18 protein-coding genes are annotated in these 16,233 nt (G+C 71.1%); 14 read left to right on the top strand and 4 right to left on the bottom strand.

All coding sequences use genetic code 11. From position 1 onward, the window contains the following. Window positions 1-61: 61 nt before the first annotated feature. Window positions 62-1,564, bottom strand: coding sequence for a hypothetical protein (locus IG99_RS02345; protein ID WP_037669071.1), 1,503 nt, complete (start codon window positions 1,562-1,564; stop codon window positions 62-64). A gap of 239 nt (window positions 1,565-1,803) precedes the next feature. Between IG99_RS02345 and lipB the strand changes: the two genes are divergently transcribed. The 4 genes from lipB (at window position 1,804) to IG99_RS02365 (ending at window position 4,982) form a co-directional block, all read left to right on the top strand. Then, a complete protein-coding gene (gene lipB, locus IG99_RS02350; RefSeq protein ID WP_037669074.1) occupies window positions 1,804-2,604 on the top strand; it encodes a lipoyl(octanoyl) transferase LipB in 801 nt (266 codons plus the stop codon). 133 nt (window positions 2,605-2,737) lie between these two features. Next, the gene (gene lipA / locus IG99_RS02355; protein WP_037669076.1) at window positions 2,738-3,703 is read left to right on the top strand and encodes a lipoyl synthase; all 966 of its coding nucleotides are present in this window, start codon (window positions 2,738-2,740) and stop codon (window positions 3,701-3,703) included. 290 nt (window positions 3,704-3,993) lie between these two features. Further along, the gene (locus tag IG99_RS02360) at window positions 3,994-4,200 is read left to right on the top strand and encodes an SCO2195 family GlnR-regulated protein (RefSeq protein WP_037669078.1); all 207 of its coding nucleotides are present in this window, start codon (window positions 3,994-3,996) and stop codon (window positions 4,198-4,200) included. 80 nt (window positions 4,201-4,280) lie between these two features. Then, entirely contained in the window at window positions 4,281-4,982 is a 702-nt protein-coding gene (locus IG99_RS02365; protein ID WP_037669080.1) for a DUF4191 domain-containing protein, read from the top strand. Between the two features lie 90 nt (window positions 4,983-5,072). Here the strand turns inward: IG99_RS02365 and IG99_RS02370 are convergent, their stop codons facing one another. Further along, window positions 5,073-5,540, bottom strand: coding sequence for an RDD family protein (locus IG99_RS02370; RefSeq protein ID WP_037669082.1), 468 nt, complete (start codon window positions 5,538-5,540; stop codon window positions 5,073-5,075). Window positions 5,541-5,748: 208 nt separating this feature from the next. Here IG99_RS02370 and glnA point away from each other — a divergent pair, with 208 nt between their 5' ends. The 5 genes from glnA to pspAB all read left to right on the top strand — a co-directional run bounded on the left by glnA (window position 5,749) and on the right by pspAB (window position 10,646). Beyond that, window positions 5,749-7,158 carry a type I glutamate--ammonia ligase gene (glnA, locus tag IG99_RS02375; RefSeq protein ID WP_037669084.1) on the top strand — a complete coding sequence of 470 codons (1,410 nt, stop codon included), beginning with the start codon at window positions 5,749-5,751 and terminating at the stop codon, window positions 7,156-7,158. Between the two features lie 127 nt (window positions 7,159-7,285). After that, window positions 7,286-7,543 carry an SCO2583/SCO2584 N-terminal domain-containing protein gene (locus tag IG99_RS02380; protein WP_037669086.1) on the top strand — a complete coding sequence of 86 codons (258 nt, stop codon included), beginning with the start codon at window positions 7,286-7,288 and terminating at the stop codon, window positions 7,541-7,543. Window positions 7,544-7,548: 5 nt separating this feature from the next. Further along, entirely contained in the window at window positions 7,549-8,994 is a 1,446-nt protein-coding gene (locus IG99_RS02385) for a hypothetical protein (protein WP_037669088.1), read from the top strand. 144 nt (window positions 8,995-9,138) lie between these two features. Beyond that, complete coding sequence (gene htpX, locus IG99_RS02390) at window positions 9,139-10,059, top strand: zinc metalloprotease HtpX (protein ID WP_037669619.1); 921 nt, start codon at window positions 9,139-9,141, stop codon at window positions 10,057-10,059. 2 nt (window positions 10,060-10,061) lie between these two features. Then, a complete protein-coding gene (gene pspAB / locus IG99_RS02395) occupies window positions 10,062-10,646 on the top strand; it encodes a PspA-associated protein PspAB (RefSeq protein ID WP_037669091.1) in 585 nt (194 codons plus the stop codon). A 5-nt stretch (window positions 10,647-10,651) separates the two neighbouring features. Here the strand turns inward: pspAB and IG99_RS02400 are convergent, their stop codons facing one another. After that, window positions 10,652-10,924: a hypothetical protein gene (locus tag IG99_RS02400; protein WP_037669093.1), complete on the bottom strand. Its 273-nt coding sequence runs from the start codon at window positions 10,922-10,924 to the stop codon at window positions 10,652-10,654. Between the two features lie 180 nt (window positions 10,925-11,104). Between IG99_RS02400 and IG99_RS02405 the strand changes: the two genes are divergently transcribed. From IG99_RS02405 to IG99_RS02415, 3 genes are all read left to right on the top strand, one after another. Then, a complete protein-coding gene (locus IG99_RS02405; protein WP_037669096.1) occupies window positions 11,105-11,833 on the top strand; it encodes an alpha/beta hydrolase in 729 nt (242 codons plus the stop codon). Between the two features lie 183 nt (window positions 11,834-12,016). Continuing rightward, complete coding sequence (locus IG99_RS02410; protein WP_037669100.1) at window positions 12,017-13,207, top strand: winged helix DNA-binding domain-containing protein; 1,191 nt, start codon at window positions 12,017-12,019, stop codon at window positions 13,205-13,207. A 98-nt stretch (window positions 13,208-13,305) separates the two neighbouring features. Then, window positions 13,306-14,298 (top strand): hypothetical protein, encoded by a 993-nt coding sequence (locus IG99_RS02415; protein ID WP_037669102.1) that lies wholly within the window; start codon window positions 13,306-13,308, stop codon window positions 14,296-14,298. A 74-nt stretch (window positions 14,299-14,372) separates the two neighbouring features. Here the strand turns inward: IG99_RS02415 and IG99_RS02420 are convergent, their stop codons facing one another. Beyond that, window positions 14,373-14,687 carry a hypothetical protein gene (locus tag IG99_RS02420; protein ID WP_037669105.1) on the bottom strand — a complete coding sequence of 105 codons (315 nt, stop codon included), beginning with the start codon at window positions 14,685-14,687 and terminating at the stop codon, window positions 14,373-14,375. A gap of 239 nt (window positions 14,688-14,926) precedes the next feature. On the opposite strand from IG99_RS02420, the gene IG99_RS02425 reads away from it, so the two are divergent. Both IG99_RS02425 and IG99_RS02430 read left to right on the top strand, forming a co-directional pair. Further along, window positions 14,927-15,286, top strand: a complete 360-nt coding sequence (locus IG99_RS02425; RefSeq protein WP_037669106.1) for an arsenate reductase family protein — start codon at window positions 14,927-14,929, stop codon at window positions 15,284-15,286. 165 nt (window positions 15,287-15,451) lie between these two features. Next, complete coding sequence (locus IG99_RS02430; RefSeq protein WP_234311731.1) at window positions 15,452-16,195, top strand: hypothetical protein; 744 nt, start codon at window positions 15,452-15,454, stop codon at window positions 16,193-16,195. Window positions 16,196-16,233 lie beyond the last annotated feature (38 nt).

Below are 16,233 nucleotides of genomic sequence, written 5' to 3' on the forward strand. Positions count from 1 at the left end.
GCCGGCGCCGGGGACCGCCCAAGTCACGCACCGCGGGCCGGGGGCCCGGTCTGCGCCGGGGTCAGCTCAGCGCCGCCACCTTGTCGCGGTACCCCCTCACCGGTGCCGCGTCCTTGTAGGGCTCCAGCCTGCGTTCGAAGTCGCGGACGTATTCGAGTGCGCGCACCGACCGCATCTCGGCGGCCTGGCCCGCGGCCTCCGCGCCGAGCTGGCAGGCCTGGTCGAGCTCGCCGAGGCCCAGACGGGCGGAGGCGAGGACGACACGGCAGAAGAGGCGACTGCGGGCATAGCCGGGCGCGCGCAGTTGGAGGGAGCGTTCGGCGTGCTGGGCGGCCGCCCGGAACTGCTGGAGGTCGCGGTGACAGTGCCCGAACTCGTCGGCGAGCTGCGCCTCGTCGAAGAAGCGCCCCCAGTGCGGCACCTCGTCCCCGGGCCGGGCCGCTTCCAGGGCGCGTTCGGCCCGTACGAGGGAGGCGGTGCAGGCCCGCACCTCGCCGAGCACCCCGTGCCCGCGCGCCTCGGCGGCGTGCAGCAGGGCCTGGACGACGGGCGGGGCGTTGTTGCCGACGCCCTGCTGGGCCACTCGGGCGAGCTGGACGGCCTCGCGCCCGTGGCCGAGGTAGACGGCCTGGCGGCTCATGGTGACCAGGACGTAGGAGCCGTACGCCCGGTCCCCGGCGGCCTGGGCGAGCCGCAGGGCCTGCACGAAATAGCGCTGGGCGAGTCCGTGCGCGGTGATGTCGAAGGACGTCCAGCCGGCCAGCCGGGTGAGGTCGGCGGCGGCACCGAAGAGGCGGCGGCCGGTCTGTTCGCCGTAGGTGCCGCGCAGCATCGGCTCGCACTCGTGTTCCAGGTAGCGCACGAGGGCCTGGCGGGCGTGACCGCCGCCGTAGGAGTTGTCGAGGGTGCGGAACAGCTCGCCGACCGAGCGCAGCGCCGCGATGTCGCCGCCGGTGACCTTCTGGCCGGGGCCGCGCTCGGCCTGGCCGCGCTGCCGGGGCAGGGCGGGCATCCCTTGCTCGGGCACCGCGGGCAGCCTGGGCGTCGGCCGGGCCTGGGCGGGCACCCTGAGGGCGCCCGCCTGGTCGGGCCGCGGGGCGGGCGCCTCGCCGCGGGCCACCCTCTCGTCGGCCCGCCCGATCAGCCAGTCACGGCTGGGGACGACCAGCCCGGCCGGGGTGAACGCGATCTTGCGGAGCTCGGCGTGGCTGCCGGAGTCCTTGCGCCACAGGCCGCTGACGATGTCCACGGCCTCCTCGGGGGTGGCGGCGAACTCCAGGCCCGCGTAGACGGGGGCGCAGGCGTCCAGGCCGAGGTCCTGGGCGGTGAGGCGGCGGCCGAGGCGGCGGGTGAAGACCTCGGCGATGAGGGCCGGGGTGGTGCCCCGGGGCTGCTGCCCGCGCAGCCAGCGGGTCACGGAGGTCTTGTCGTATCTGAGGTCGAGGCCGTGTTCGAGGCCGAGCTGGTCCACTCGACGGGCCAGACCCGCGTTGGAGAACCCCGCTTCTGCGATGAGCGCGGCGAGCTGGCGGTTGGGGGTGCGCTGCGCGGGTCGTTCCGTCATGGTGCGGTGCGGTCTCCTGCCTTCCGGGCCCTGAAGTGCCCGGATTGCCTGTGAGCAGCCCTTATGGCCTCGTGAACGGCGCGAATGTAGCTGAGCGTAAGCAGTCGATCGCACACTTCGACCTTCATTCATCCGATCGTGTGAGGATTGACCCCGACGCTGACGCGCGAGGGCCGGACGTACAGTGGCTTGGGCGCGCTACGCGCCTGTCATGCCCGTCACCGAGGGAGGCGCTTGCCGTGAGTGAGGTGCGGTTCGTCCGTATGGGGTTCGGAGCGGACGCCGTCGAGTACCAGGAGGCGTGGGACGAGCAGCGCCGGGTGCACGCGGCACGGTTCGCCGACGAGATCCCCGACACCGTTCTGCTCCTGGAGCACCCCCCGGTCTACACGGCCGGCCGGCGCACCGCCGACGACGAGCGCCCCCTGGACGGCACGCCGGTCGTCGACGTGGACCGCGGCGGCAAGATCACCTGGCACGGCCCGGGCCAGCTGGTGGGCTACCCCATCCAGAAGCTCCCGCGCCCGGTGGACGTCGTGGCCCACCTGCGCCGTCTCGAGGACGCGATGATCCGGGTCTGCGCGGAGTTCGGCGTGGAGACCAGCCGCGTGGAGGGCCGGGCCGGCGTCTGGGTCCTCGGCGACCCGGTGGAGCAGCGCCCCGCGCTGGGCGGACTCTCCCTCGACTTCGACCCCCGGCTGACCGACGACGAGTTCGACCCCCGCCTCAACGGCCCCGAGTACGCCCCCTCCAACGCCGGCCAGCGCCGCGAGGACCGCAAGATCTGCGCCATGGGCATCCGGGTCGCCAAGGGCGTCACCATGCACGGCTTCGCCCTGAACGTGAACCCGGACACGTCCAACTTCGACAAGATCATCCCTTGTGGCATCCGCGACGCGGGCGTCACCTCCCTCTCCCACGAGCTGGGCCGCGAGGTCACCATCGACGAGGTGCTGCCGGTCGTGGAGCGCCACCTGGCCGAGGTCCTGGGCCACGCGGATCTGAAGCCGAGGGTGATCGAGACGACCCCGGCGGCATAGATCCAGCTCGTCCTCATACGCCGGACGGGACCTGGGGGCGGCTGCCCCCAGCAAGGCCAGCTCCGACGCCGACCAACAAATCAACGGGCGTACCCTGAAGAACGCCGAAGAATCAATCGCTAGGGAGCCGGTCGTGTCCGCAGTCGCACCCGACGGACGCAAGATGCTGCGCCTGGAGGTCCGCAACAGCCAGACCCCCATCGAGCGCAAGCCCGAGTGGATCAAGACCCGGGCGAAAATGGGCCCCGAGTACACCGCGATGCAGAAGCTCGTGAAGAGCGAGGGCCTGCACACGGTCTGCCAGGAAGCCGGCTGCCCGAACATCTACGAATGCTGGGAGGACCGCGAAGCGACCTTCCTCATCGGTGGCGACCAGTGCACCCGGCGCTGTGACTTCTGCCAGATCGACACCGGCAAGCCCGAGGCCCTCGACCGGGACGAGCCGCGGCGCGTGGGCGAGTCCGTGGTCACCATGGACCTGAACTACGCCACGATCACCGGCGTCGCCCGCGACGACCTGGAGGACGGCGGTGCCTGGCTCTACGCCGAGACGGTCCGCCAGATCCACCAGCAGACCGCGGACCGCGAGGCCGGCCGCACCAAGGTCGAGCTGCTGGCCCCCGACTTCAACGCCGTCCCCGAGCAGCTGGCCGAGGTCTTCTCCTCCCGGCCCGAGGTCTTCGCGCACAACGTCGAGACGGTCCCCCGGATCTTCAAGCGGATCCGCCCCGGCTTCCGCTACGAGCGCTCCCTGAAGGTCATCACCGAGGCCCGCGACTACGGCCTGGTCACCAAGTCGAACCTGATCCTCGGCATGGGCGAGACCCGCGAGGAGGTCAGCGAGGCACTGAAGCAGCTGCACGACGCCGGCTGCGAGCTGGTCACCATCACGCAGTATCTGCGCCCCTCCGTGCGCCACCACCCCGTGGAGCGCTGGGTCAAGCCGCACGAGTTCGTGGAGCTGAAGGAGGAGGCCGAGCAGATCGGCTTCTCCGGTGTCATGTCCGGCCCACTGGTGCGCTCCTCGTACCGCGCCGGCCGCCTGTACCAGATGGCCGTGGAGAAGCGGGACACCTACGTCGCCGCCCAGGCCGTGTGACCTGCCCGACAAGTCATCACCCGCCCTGCCCAATCGGGCATGTGGCATGCGTGTGAATTCGCGCACAAGGTCCTACTGGCCAGTAGTGTCCGATACGACGCGGTCCCGGCCGTCCTCGCAGATGAGGACGTACGCCGGGGCCGCGTCCGGGGTTTCTCCTGGGTTTCTCCTGTCAAATCAAGGCTTCATTGGCGTTTGACCGGCCGGTCATGCCCTGGTAACACCAATCAGTGACGCTGAACTCACAGCACGTACACCCGTCCCAGGGCTGACCGAGGGGGACCACCACCATGCAGGCCGCGCCCGTCACCGCCACCGCGATCCCGTCCTTCACCACCGCACTGCGCGCCGTCGAGTCGCTGCTCATGGGCAGCGGCCAGCGCACCGCCCGCCGCAACGCGTGGACCTCCGTCCTGGAGGACCGCCGGCGCGCCAAGGACCGGGTGGAGGCGCAGCGCGTCCTCGAGCAGGTCCAGCTGCTCGACGTCCGCCCCTGAGAGCCGCCTTCCGGCCGCCCCACCCGACGGGACCGACACTGCCGTCGTCCGCACTTGTGGGGCCACGTAGACTTCGTGGCATGGCGAGGAAGGAAACCGCAGCGGACGCTGCGAACCCCGGGCGACTCAAGCAGATTGCCCTGACCTACAAGATGACCCGCAAGGTCGACACGAAGATCGGTCTTGTACTCGCGGCTATCGGAATCGTCACCTTCGGTGTCTTCCTCGCGATCGGCTTCTTGATCGGTCACCCCATCTATCTCGGCATCCTGGGCCTCCTGCTCGCCTTCCTCGCGATGGCGATCGTGTTCGGGCGACGGGCTGAGCGGGCCGCCTTCGGGCAGATGGAGGGACAGCCCGGCGCGGCCGCGGCCGTCCTGGACAACGTCGGCCGGGGCTGGACGACGACGCCCGCGGTGGCGATGAACCGCAGCCAGGACGTGGTGCACCGGGCGGTCGGCAAGGCCGGCATCGTCCTGGTCGCCGAGGGCAACCCGAACCGGGTGAAGTCCCTGCTGGCCGCCGAGAAGAAGAAGATGGCCCGCATCGTCGCGGACGTACCGGTGCACGACGTGATCGTCGGTACGGGCGACGGCCAGGTCCCGCTGAAGAAGCTGCGCACGACCCTGCTGAAGTTCCCGCGCGTGCTGAGCGGCCCGCAGGTGACGGTCACCAACGACCGCCTGCGTGCCATGGGCGACCTGATGAGCAACATGCCGCTGCCGAAGGGGCCGATGCCGAAGGGCATGCGCCTGCCGAGGGGCGGACCGAAGGCTCGCTGACCCTTCCTCGTGACAGCGTCGCGACAGAGGCCTCATGACGGAAAGAGGGCGCCCGGAGTGATCCGGGCGCCCTCTTCTTCGTACCGCGTACTAGACGCGTACCTCGACCGTCCGCGCCAGCCGGTCGTGCAGGCCCCGGCCGTCGCGGTCCCAGATCAGGGGCGGGATGGCCAGGAAGAGCAGAACCGTGCGCAGCAGGGCGCGCAGCGGGTTGACCGTGCCGGTGTCCAGGGCGACCACCCGCAGGCCGAAGAAACGCTTGCCCGGGGTGAAGCCGACCGTACCGACGGTCAGGACCATCAGGACGAAGAGGATGACCGGCCCCCAGACCTGAGCGGCGTCGTGATAGCTCTGGGTGATCAGGCCGTATGCGATCAAGAGGCACAGGCCCCAGTCCACGGCCAGGGCGCCGAGCCGCCTGCCGGGACGGGCGATCGATCCCGGTCCCTCCTCCGGCAGGCCGAGCTGCTCGCCCCGGTATCCGAAGTCGGCACCGGCTTCCTCCGCGGCCGCGCGGGGCCCGGAGAGCCACGATCCGATTGCTTGCCTGTTGTCCACCCGTCCAAGGTACTGCGCCCGTATATGCCCCTGGGACGGCGGGGTGCCCAGGGGCTACGGTGGAACGGAGCCGGTTAACTTGTGCGAAACAAATGGGTCACGCCCGAGAAATCACCCGTCCCTAGGGTCGGGGTCAGCGTGTGCCACCGCACTGGCCGCACGAACGAACTACCACCCCGGCGGACGGTCCGGGGGTAGGAGGAGCTGGATGTTCCAGAACGCCGACGAGGCCAAGAAGTTCATCGCGGACGAGGACGTCAAGTTCGTCGACGTCCGCTTCTGCGACCTGCCGGGCGTCATGCAGCACTTCACGGTGCCCGTTGAGGCGTTCGACCCGGACGACGAGCTCGCCTTCGACGGATCCTCGATCCGTGGTTTCCAGGCCATTCACGAGTCCGACATGGCGCTCCGCGCGGACCTGTCGACCGCCCGTGTCGACCCGTTCCGCCGGGACAAGACCCTCAACATCAACTTCTTCATCCACGACCCGATCACGGGCGAGCAGTACTCCCGTGACCCGCGCAACGTGGCCAAGAAGGCCGAGGCCTACCTCGCCTCCACCGGGATCGCGGACACCGCGTACTTCGGTCCCGAGGCCGAGTTCTACGTCTTCGACTCGGTCCGCTTCGCCACCACCGCGAACGAGTCCTTCTACCACATCGACTCCGAGGCGGGTGCCTGGAACACCGGCGCCCTCGAGGACAACCGTGGTTACAAGGTCCGCTACAAGGGCGGTTACTTCCCGGTCCCGCCGGTCGACCACTTCGCCGACCTGCGTGCCGAGATCTCCCTGGAGCTGGAGAAGAACGGCCTGAAGGTCGAGCGCCAGCACCACGAGGTCGGCACCGCCGGCCAGGCCGAGATCAACTACAAGTTCAACACGCTGCTCGCCGCCGCCGACGACCTGCAGCTCTTCAAGTACATCGTGAAGAACGTGGCCTGGCGCAACGGCAAGACCGCGACCTTCATGCCGAAGCCGATCTTCGGTGACAACGGCTCGGGCATGCACGTCCACCAGTCCCTGTGGAGCAACGGCGACCCGCTGTTCTACGACGAGGCCGGTTACGCGGGCCTGTCGGACACCGCCCGCTACTACATCGGCGGCATCCTCAAGCACGCCCCCTCGCTGCTGGCCTTCACCAACCCGACGGTGAACTCCTACCACCGTCTGGTCCCGGGCTTCGAGGCTCCGGTGAACCTGGTGTACTCGCAGCGCAACCGCTCCGCGGCCATGCGTATCCCGATCACCGGTTCGAACCCGAAGGCCAAGCGCGTCGAGTTCCGCGCGCCCGACTCCTCCGGCAACCCGTACCTGGCGTTCTCCGCGCTGCTGCTCGCGGGCCTGGACGGCATCAAGAACAAGATCGAGCCGGCCGAGCCGATCGACAAGGACCTCTACGAGCTCGCCCCCGAGGAGCACGCGGGCGTCCCGCAGGTCCCGACCTCCCTCCCGGCGGTCCTCGACTCGCTCGAGCGCGACCACGAGTTCCTCCTCGCGGGCGACGTCTTCACGTCCGACCTGATCGAGACCTGGATCGACTTCAAGCGCACGAACGAGATCGCCCCGCTCCAGCTGCGTCCGCACCCGCACGAGTTCGAGCTGTACTTCGACGTGTGACCGGATCACGTGTGATCGGACCACGCGTACCTCACACGTAAGCCGACCGGCGCCCCCGATTCCTGTTTTTCAGGACGGGGGCGTCGTCGTATTGTGCGTGCCACAACTGTTCGAGAGAGGTACGGGGATGTCCGAACGGGACGACGACAAGCGTGAGTTCGACCTCAGATGGGCGGACGACGCCGCGCACAAGGAGCCCTCGGCGCGGGCGCGGATGCTGGCCGCGCGGTGGAAGGAGAACCCGCCGCAGCCGCAGCCCTTCCGGGCCGACCCCGATCCGGTCAGGTCGCGCAGGTCGTCGTGGGTCTCGACCGCCGTGGTGCTCGGCTGTGTCGTCGCGGTGACCCTGCTGCTGGGGTACGCCCAGTTCCGAGCACCGTACTGACCGGCATGCGTCTCGACATCGCGTACGGGGACGCGGCGGCCGTACGGCTCGCCGAGGGCGCGCCCCTGGTTCAGGCGATCGACACCTCGGATCCGGCGGCCTGGACCGCCCTGGACGCCGGTGTGCGCATGATCGGCTGGTACATGTCCGTGGACCGCCGGCCGAACTGGGCCAGGACCGAGGGCGGGCGGCTGCTGACCGCGGCCCTGCGCCGGCCGGAGCGGCTCACCGAGGCGCGGCTGGCGATCGCCCTGTGTCACCGGGACGGGCGTATCCGGCAGGGCGCCCTGGAGCAGATCACCCGGTACCCCGCGCTGCTGCCACTCGTCGTCATCCGGTGCGCCGACTGGGCCCCGCCGGTGCGCGAGCGGGCCCGGGAGCGGCTGGCCGAGGTGCTGGACACCGGGAGCGCGATCCGGCTCGCCCCGCTGATCCTGCGCCTCGGGCAGCGGGACCGGGGTGACTTCGCCACCGGCCTGACCGCCGAGGTGCTGCGCCGGGAGCCCACCGAGCGGCTCGCACCCCTCTTCGCCCACCCCGACCGCGTCGTTCGCCGGTTCGTGTACCGGCTCGCTGTCGAGGACGGGACCCTGTCCCCCGCCGAGCTGGCCGAGGCCGCCGCCGGGGACCCGGACAGCGTCGTCCAGCGTCTGTGTGCCGAGGCGGCCTTGGTCGCCGTACGGGACAGTGGCGCGTACGGCGACGTCCTGCAGACGTTGCTCGGCGCGCGCAACCCCCAGGTGCGGTCGGCCGGGGTCACCGCGCTGCGGGCGGCCGGCCGGCCGGAGGAGGCCGTGGGGTTCCTCGCGGACCGGTCGGCGCTGGTGCGGGCCTGTGCGCGGTATGTCGTACGGCAGGGCGGAGGTGATCCGGTGTCGTGGTACCGGCACCGGTGCGCCGACCCGGGTGACCCGGGGCTGCCACCCGGTGCGGTGGCGGGGCTGGCGGAGTGCGGGGAACGGGCGGACGCCGAACTGCTGTGGCCGTTGCTCGGGCATCCCAGGGCGGGGGTGCGGGCGCGGGCGGTGGCCGGGCTGCGCATCCTGGACGTGACGGACGTGGCGCGGCTGCGGCCGCTGCTGGACGATCCGGCGCCCGGGGTGGTGCGCGAAGTGACGGTGACACTGTTGCCCTCTGCCCGCTCGCTCGACGCCGACTGGCTGACCGCGCGGTTGGGGGCCGGGCGGCCCCGGCACACGCGGGTGGCCGTGTTCCGGCTGCTGGACTCGCACGAGGGGCTGGTGCGGCTGCGGTCCGCGGTCGCCCTCGTCGACGACGAGGACGCCAGGCTGCGGCACTGGGCCCGGCAGTCCGTACAGGGCTGGCACATCACTCCGGACGTACCGAGCGGAACGCCCGAGGTGGGCGAGCTGCTGGACCGGGGGCGGGATCTGTTCAGCGAGTACGTGCTGCGACGGCGAAGGGGGTCCCCCCGGTTCGAACGAAGTTGAGAACTGGGGGAGGGAGGCGGGCCTGCGGGCCTGAGGACTGGCGTCAGCCTTTGCTGCACCTAGGGCTGATCGCGACCGCTCCATGGGCGGGACGGGTGCACACTGGCAGTGGGACGGGTGCCTTACCACGGGGTGGTGGTGCAGATGCGGAGCCGCTTCCAGACCGATCGGCGACTGACCGTGCGGATGACGGTCACGATGTTCCTGCTAGGTCTGCTGTACGTGGCCTTCGTCGCCGCGTTGATCTTCTTGTTGAAGTCGTGGTTGCTGGTCGTCGTGATCATCGCGGCGATGTTCGTCGCGCAGTTCTGGTTCTCCGACCGGATCGCGATGTTCGCCATGCGCGGGCGGGTCGTGGAGCGCGAGGAGTATCCCGAGCTGCACGCGGTCGTCGACCGGCTCTGCGCGATCGCCGACATGCCGAAGCCGGTGGTCGCCGTGTCCGAGATGGACATGCCCAACGCGTTCGCGACCGGACGCAATCCCGATCATGCCGTGATCTGTGTGACCACGGGGTTGCTGCGTCGACTGGAGCCCGCGGAGCTGGAGGGTGTGCTCGCGCACGAGCTGTCGCACGTGGCGCACAAGGACGTCGCCGTGATCACCATCGCGTCCTTCCTCGGCGTGATCGCGGGCCTGATCGTGCGGTTCGCCTTCTACTCGCAGCTCTTCGGCGGTGGACGCAGGGATCAGAACACCGCGATCGTCTTCGCCGCCATCATGGGCGTGTCGGCGGCCGTGTACGCGATCAGCTTCCTGCTGATCAGAGCGCTGTCCCGGTACCGGGAGCTGGCGGCGGACCGGGCGGCGGCGCTGCTCACCGGCCGGCCCTCGGCGCTGGCGTCCGCGCTCACCAAGGTCTCCGGCGAGATCGCCCGGATCCCGACGAAGGACCTGCGCACGGCCCAGGCCTTCAACGCCTTCTACTTCACCCCGGCGACCGGTAAGGAGCCCGGTCTCGAACAGTACTTCTCCACCCACCCGAGCCTGGAGCAGCGGCTCGACCAGCTGGGCCGCATCTCGGCCGAGCTGGGTGAGGCGGCGGCTCCGGGGAAGGCGGGCTGAGCATGGGGTTGCTCGACATCCTGCTCGGGCGTACGAAGCCGGTGGTGCCCGACCTCGACCAGCTGTTCGCGCTGCCTTCGGCGGCGGTGACGCTGGAGGCGGCGGCCGGGTTCACCCCGACCGGGCAGGGCGCGGTGTGCTTCGCCACGGTCGAGGGCGCCGCGTTCGAGCAGACGCACCGCGAGGTCCAGGCCCTCCTCGACGCGGACGCCGACCGCACGGGCCCTCCGGTGGAGCTGACACAGGACGAGTACGGCTACTCCTGGCTGGTCTCGCGCCGGGCGCCCGACGAGCTGTCGCTGCTGGTCAACGACCTGCACGCGGTGAACAGCTCCATGGAGGTCAACGGCTTCGGCCCGCAGCTGCTGTGCTCGCTGGCCGGCTTCCGGGCCGACAGGGGTCGCGCACTGGCGCTGGTGTACCTCTACAAGAGAGGCACCTTCTACCCGTTCGCGCCGCTGCCCGGCGCGGGGCAGCGGCGCGACAACGCGCTGGAACTCCAGGTGAAGGCCGCCCTCGCGAACGACCTGCGGATCGAGCAGGACCTCGGCCGGTGGTTCCCCGTATGGGGCGCCCCCGGTCTTTGAGAGTCTCAGCTGCTCTTCTCGCGCTCCTGACGGCGGGCCTCGAAGGGGCGCTCACGACGGTAGCGGCGCTCCCACTTGGCCTGTGTGTCCCGGCGCCGCCGGTACGCCTCGTACGTCGTCGGGGCGGCGCTCGGCGTGGACGTCGGGGACGTCGGCGACGAGCTGCGCCCGTAACGCACGTACAGGAAGAGCACGGCGACGGCGGCGAGCCAATAGACGGGGTTTCCGAAGCCCAGGACGACGAGGACGACGGTCCCGGACAGGATGACTGTGCCCATGACGGACCTCCCTCCGCGGGCGTGGGGTGGGTGGGTGAGTAGTGGCGGACGGTGCCGCCGGGCGGGGAGTGGCCTGCTCCGCATCGCCTCTCCAGCGTAGGGAGGCGGTCACGCGGTGTGCATCTCCTTTTCCGGTGAACTGCCGTGAACTGCTGTGAACTGCCATGGGTTAATCGGGAGATGACCACTGGCTCCGGCTTCACTCCCACCCCCTTCCGCCACGACCACGACGGTGAGCGGCTCAGCGGCGTGTACGGCGACAGGGGCGGGCCCGGGACGGCCACCGCGGTGCTGCTGCACGGCGCGGGCAACGGCAACAAGGAGCGACTGCTGCCGGTGCTGAACGAGTTCGCGGCACAAGGCTGCCGCACCCTCGCCTTCGACTTCTCCGGGCACGGCGAAAGCACCGGTCAGCTCAGGGAGTTGAGCCTGCGGCGGCGCTTCGAGCAGGCCGTGTCCGTGATCGACGCGTACGTTCCGGCGGCCGGGCCGCTGATCCCGGTCGGGTTCAGCATGAGCGGCCAGACGGTGGCGGACCTCGCCGCGCACTACGGGGAGCGAGTGGCGGCGCTCGGGCTCTGCTCCCCGGCGGTGTACGCGGCCGAGGCGTGGGACGTGCCGTTCGGCGACGGCGACGGCCGCTTCAGCGAGATCATCCGCAGGCCCGACAGCTGGCGGACGGCTCCGGCACTGGACGCGTTGCGGGCGTACCGGGGCCGGGCGGTGCTCGCCGTACCGGGCGCGGACGCGGTGATCCCGCGGGCCGTGACGGAGGCGGTGGGGTCCGCGCTGGCCGCCCGGTCACGGTTCACACGGCTCGTCCTGCCGGACGCGGAGCACAGGCTGGGACTGTGGTTCCGGGAACACGTCGAGGATCGTCGGGAGTTCGTGACGGCTCTGCTGAACTGATCTTGGCCCGTGGGGCGGTCGGAACTCCTACCGAGCGTCAAGCTGGTCGGCTGTCCCGGCTGCAGGCGAGCGTAGGCGCGCAGGTCGGCCGAGTTCACGGGGCGGCGGCCCGGCATCGCCCTCCGGTTGTCAGTGGTGTCGGGGAGGATGACCTCAGGCGGGTCGTGAGGAGCGGAGGCCGGTATGGGCGATGGGCAGCAGCGGTACGTCGGCGTGGCGGAGCGGCGGGCACGGCTCGCGCTGCGACACCGGCTGGCGGGCACGGCACGGGCGGCGGCACCGGAGGAGGTCGCCGGCTCCCTGGTCGCGCTGCACGGCACGGACCCGGCGACGGTGTACCTGGCGGTGGGCGCGCGACTGGCGGATCCGACGAGAACGGTGGCGGAGACGGAGCGGGCACTGTACGAGGACCGCTCCCTGGTCCGTATGCACGGCATGCGGCACACGGTGTTCGTGTTCCCCACCGACCTGACCGCTGTCGTGCACGCCTCCACCGGGTTGGTGGTCGCGGCGCGGGAGCGGGCCTCGCTGCTGAAGGACATGGCGAAGGCCGGGGCGCCGGACGCGGCCTGGCTGAAGGAGGTCGAGGAGTCGGCCCTGGCCGCGCTGGCCCGGCGCGGGCAGGCGACGGCCGCCGAGCTCGCCCGGGACGAGCCGCGGCTGCGCGAGCAGTTCGTGTACGCGGCCGGGAAACGCTACGAAGGCATCCACACCGTCTCCACGCGGCTGCTGAGGGTGCTGGGCGTCGAGGGCAGGGTGGTGCGGGGGCGGCCGCTCGGTTCCTGGACCTCGACGCAGTTCCGCTGGGCGGTGGCGCCCGAGCATCCCGAACTGGACGTGGCGCAGGCGCAGGCGGAGCTGCTGCGGCGCTGGCTCGCGGTGTGCGGGCCGGCGACGGAGGGCGACCTGAAGTGGTGGACGGGGTGGAAGGTCACCGACGTCCGCAGGGCGCTGGCCGCGGTGGATGCGCGGGCGGTGCGGCTGGACGAGGGCACGGGGTACGTCGTCGAGGGCGACGTCGATCCCGTGGCGGCGCCCGCCGAGCCGTGGGCAGCGCTGCTGCCCGGGCTGGATCCGACGGCGATGGGATGGCAGGAGCGGGACTGGTATCTGCCGCCGGAGTGGCGCCCGCTGCTGTTCGACGGGAGCGGCAACGTGGGGCCGACGGTGTGGCTCGACGGGCGCGTGGTGGGGGCGTGGGCGCAGCGGGCGGACGGGGAGATCGCGTGGCGTGTGCTGGAGCCGCGCGGGGTGGGCCGGGAGGCCGAGACGCTGATCGAGGCGGAGGCGGAGCGGGTGCGGGGGTGGGTGGGGGCGACGCGGGTGACACCGCGGTTCCGGACGCCGTCGGAGAAGGAGCTGGCGGCGGGCTGACGGTGCTGCGCCAGAACTCGCCGGACACTTTGAGCTACTGAGTCCCGACCAACAACTCCAGTCCCTGAATGGCCAGTTGGGGGACTTACCCTCAGAACATGGACAGGGACACGGGGGCCACCGGCCCGAGTGACACGGGGGACGAGCCGGAGATCTCCCGGCCCGAGTTGCGGCGGCGCGCCCGCGCCCTCCGCGATGCGGCCAGGGAGGCCGAGCGGTACCAGGAAGGCGATCCGGCCGTGTTCGCGGCCACGATGGACGCCGCCATGAGCGCTTTGCGAGGGCTGGTCGAACTCGTGACGGGGAAGGCCCCCGAGGAGCCCACGGTCATGCCCGCCCGCTCCGGGGCGGGACGTCGGGACCCGGCCGAGACGCTACGGCGAGTCATCGAGCTGGCCGAGGACCTGCTCGCGCGGGACTTCACCGACGAGGATCTCAAGAAGGCGTTCGCTGTGACCCGTCCGGCGCGTCCAGCCGTTGACGGCACCCCCCTGCCCGGTGAGCGGGCGGTGTCGGTCGTCATCGACGTCTCCTCGTACGTCGTACTGGACTTCACGGACCCGGAGGCCGTCGCACGCAAGACGCTGTCGGAGGCGACCCGCAACAGCGCGTCCGGGACGAAGATGGCGGTGTCCGCGCTGCAGTACGCCCTCGGCGCGTCCCCGCTGAAACTGTTCGCCGACACCACCAAGCTGCTCGGCGAAGCGGTCCGTGCGCGTAACGCCGAGGCGTTGAAGGCCAACATGGCCTGGCTGGCGGACGTGGAAGAACGAGAACAGCGACTGGCCGAGCTGTGGGACGACCTGTCCGGACCGGAGCCGGACACCGCACCCGATCGGCCCCACGACCGACTGGCCGGCGCATCCGAGGAACCGGGCGTCTCGGCGGAGCCTCCCGACGCACTTCCCACGCGGCCGAGGTCACGCCGCCGCCGGACGGTGTGCCGGCCCCGCGCCGCCGAACCCGACGTCGTGCCGGACGACGACGGCCCGACGGTCGAGCACCCCCGCGCGGAGGAACCGCCGACACCTGACATCGACCTCTCCGACGCGCCGGAGTCCCCCGCCGACCGGGGGCTGCCCGGCCTATGAGGCGACACCCCGCCCCGGCAACACGCGCCGCCCGCCCCCACCACGGGGACGGGCGGCGCCCGGTGCAACCCGGCTCAACGGCTGTAGCGCAGCAGTGCCCGCACCATGTGGCACGTCGTGTCCGACGGCGGGTGGATGCCGATCAGTTCCGCCGTGCTGCGGATCTTCTCGTTGCGGGCCTGGTTCGGGACGTAGACGCCCGAGTCGAGGAGGGCGATGGCGAGGCGCATGGCCTTGAGGCGGCGGTTGTGGGTGATGTACCACTCGCGGGGGCGCCCCGGCGGCAGCGGCCGCTTCGCCGTGGGGGCGTACGGCAGGTCGAGCTGCACGGAGCGCTTCGCGGTGGACTGGGTCGGCAACGGCTTCTGCTTCAGGGCGGCAGCGGGCACGGGATCCTCCTGTCGCGGTCAGGACCCCGCCGGAAACCCCGGCGACGCCCTCGAACACTGCTCTTATTCTACTTCCCCCCACTGACATCCAGGGAGGCTGGAAAGTCGCCAAAAGCCCAGGTGGGCATGGAAATTGGCGCCGCGTCACACCAGTTCCACGCGAGGCTCGCGAGACGGCATGAAATCGAACAGACCCTACGGTCGCCGGGCGCGCCGACGGTCCGCGTACCGTGACCTCCATGGAAATCTGGATCAACCCCGCCTGCTCCAAGTGCCGCAGCGCTCTCTCCCTGCTCGACGCCGAGGGCGCCGATTACACCGTCCGCCGCTACCTGGAGGACGTGCCGAGCGAGGACGAGATCAGGGCCGCACTCGACCGCCTGAACCTCGAACCCTGGGACATCACCCGCACCCAGGAGGCAGCGGCCAAGGAGCTCGGGCTCAAGGAGTGGGGACGGGACGCGGACTCCCGGGACCGCTGGATCAAGGCGCTCGCCGAGCACCCGAAGCTCATCCAGCGGCCCATCATCACCGCGGACGACGGCAGCGCCGTGGTGGCCCGCACGGACGAGGCGGTACGGGACGCTCTGTCCCGGTGAGCAACGGTATGACGCTCGACGGGAGTTCGGGCAGCCACGGTGTTACCCTCCGCCGCCATGACCTTCGGTGATCAAGGAATGCCGTACGGCCCGCCCGGGCCCCATGCGCCCTACGGCCCGCCCGACCCCCACGCACAGTGGGCGGCCGAGCAGGAGCGCATACGCATGGACAGACGCAGACGGACCCGGCGGGCGGTGGCCGGCGGGACGGGCGTGGTCCTCGCCGCCGCCGTCGCCGCAGGAGTGGCGCTGTACACGGGCGGGCCCGACAACGAGGACAGCGCGTCGGCCCCGGCCGTGAGCGCCTCGCCCGGGTCGGAAGCGACCACCGCCCCCGTCCCCTCCGTCGACGTCAACGTGTCCAGCACCCCGACCGCCCTGCCCTCGCTGCTGGCGCGGCCGGTGATCCGTCCGGAGCTGGCGTTCCCCGCGAAGAGCGTGCGCCTGAAGGACGGCTCCCGGTACACACGGGTCGACCTGGCCACCACCACCGACTGCGCCCGGGGCATGTCGCAGCAGCTGGCGCAGCTGATCGAACAGGGCGAGGAGTGCTCCCGGATGACGGCGGCCCTGTTCACGGACCACGACCGGCGCTCCCAGGTGACGGTCTCCGTGCTGAGCTTCCGCCGCGTCGAGGACGCCTCGCGCGTGTTCATGATGGCCTCGATGGACCCGGTGACCTACCAGGTGGTCTCGCTCGATCCGCCGCCGGAGGCCGGGCTGCCGACCGTGCCGCCCGGTTCGGCCGGGGTGTTCCGCCGGGTGATGACCGTGCGGTCCGTGGTCTTCGCCAACGGCCAGTGGGGCGACGGTTCGGAGACCGGCGAGGCCGAGCTCACCCGGCAGACGGAGGGCCTGATCCGGTATGTCGACGACACGGTCGTGGCGTACGAGGAGGGGAAGGCGTGACTCGCGTGTGGCTCAGGTCACTTCACTGACTCCTGTAA

This window comes from Streptomyces griseus subsp. griseus, from assembly GCF_000720255.1.
GTDB classification, from domain to species: Bacteria; Actinomycetota; Actinomycetes; order Streptomycetales; family Streptomycetaceae; genus Streptomyces; species Streptomyces griseus_I.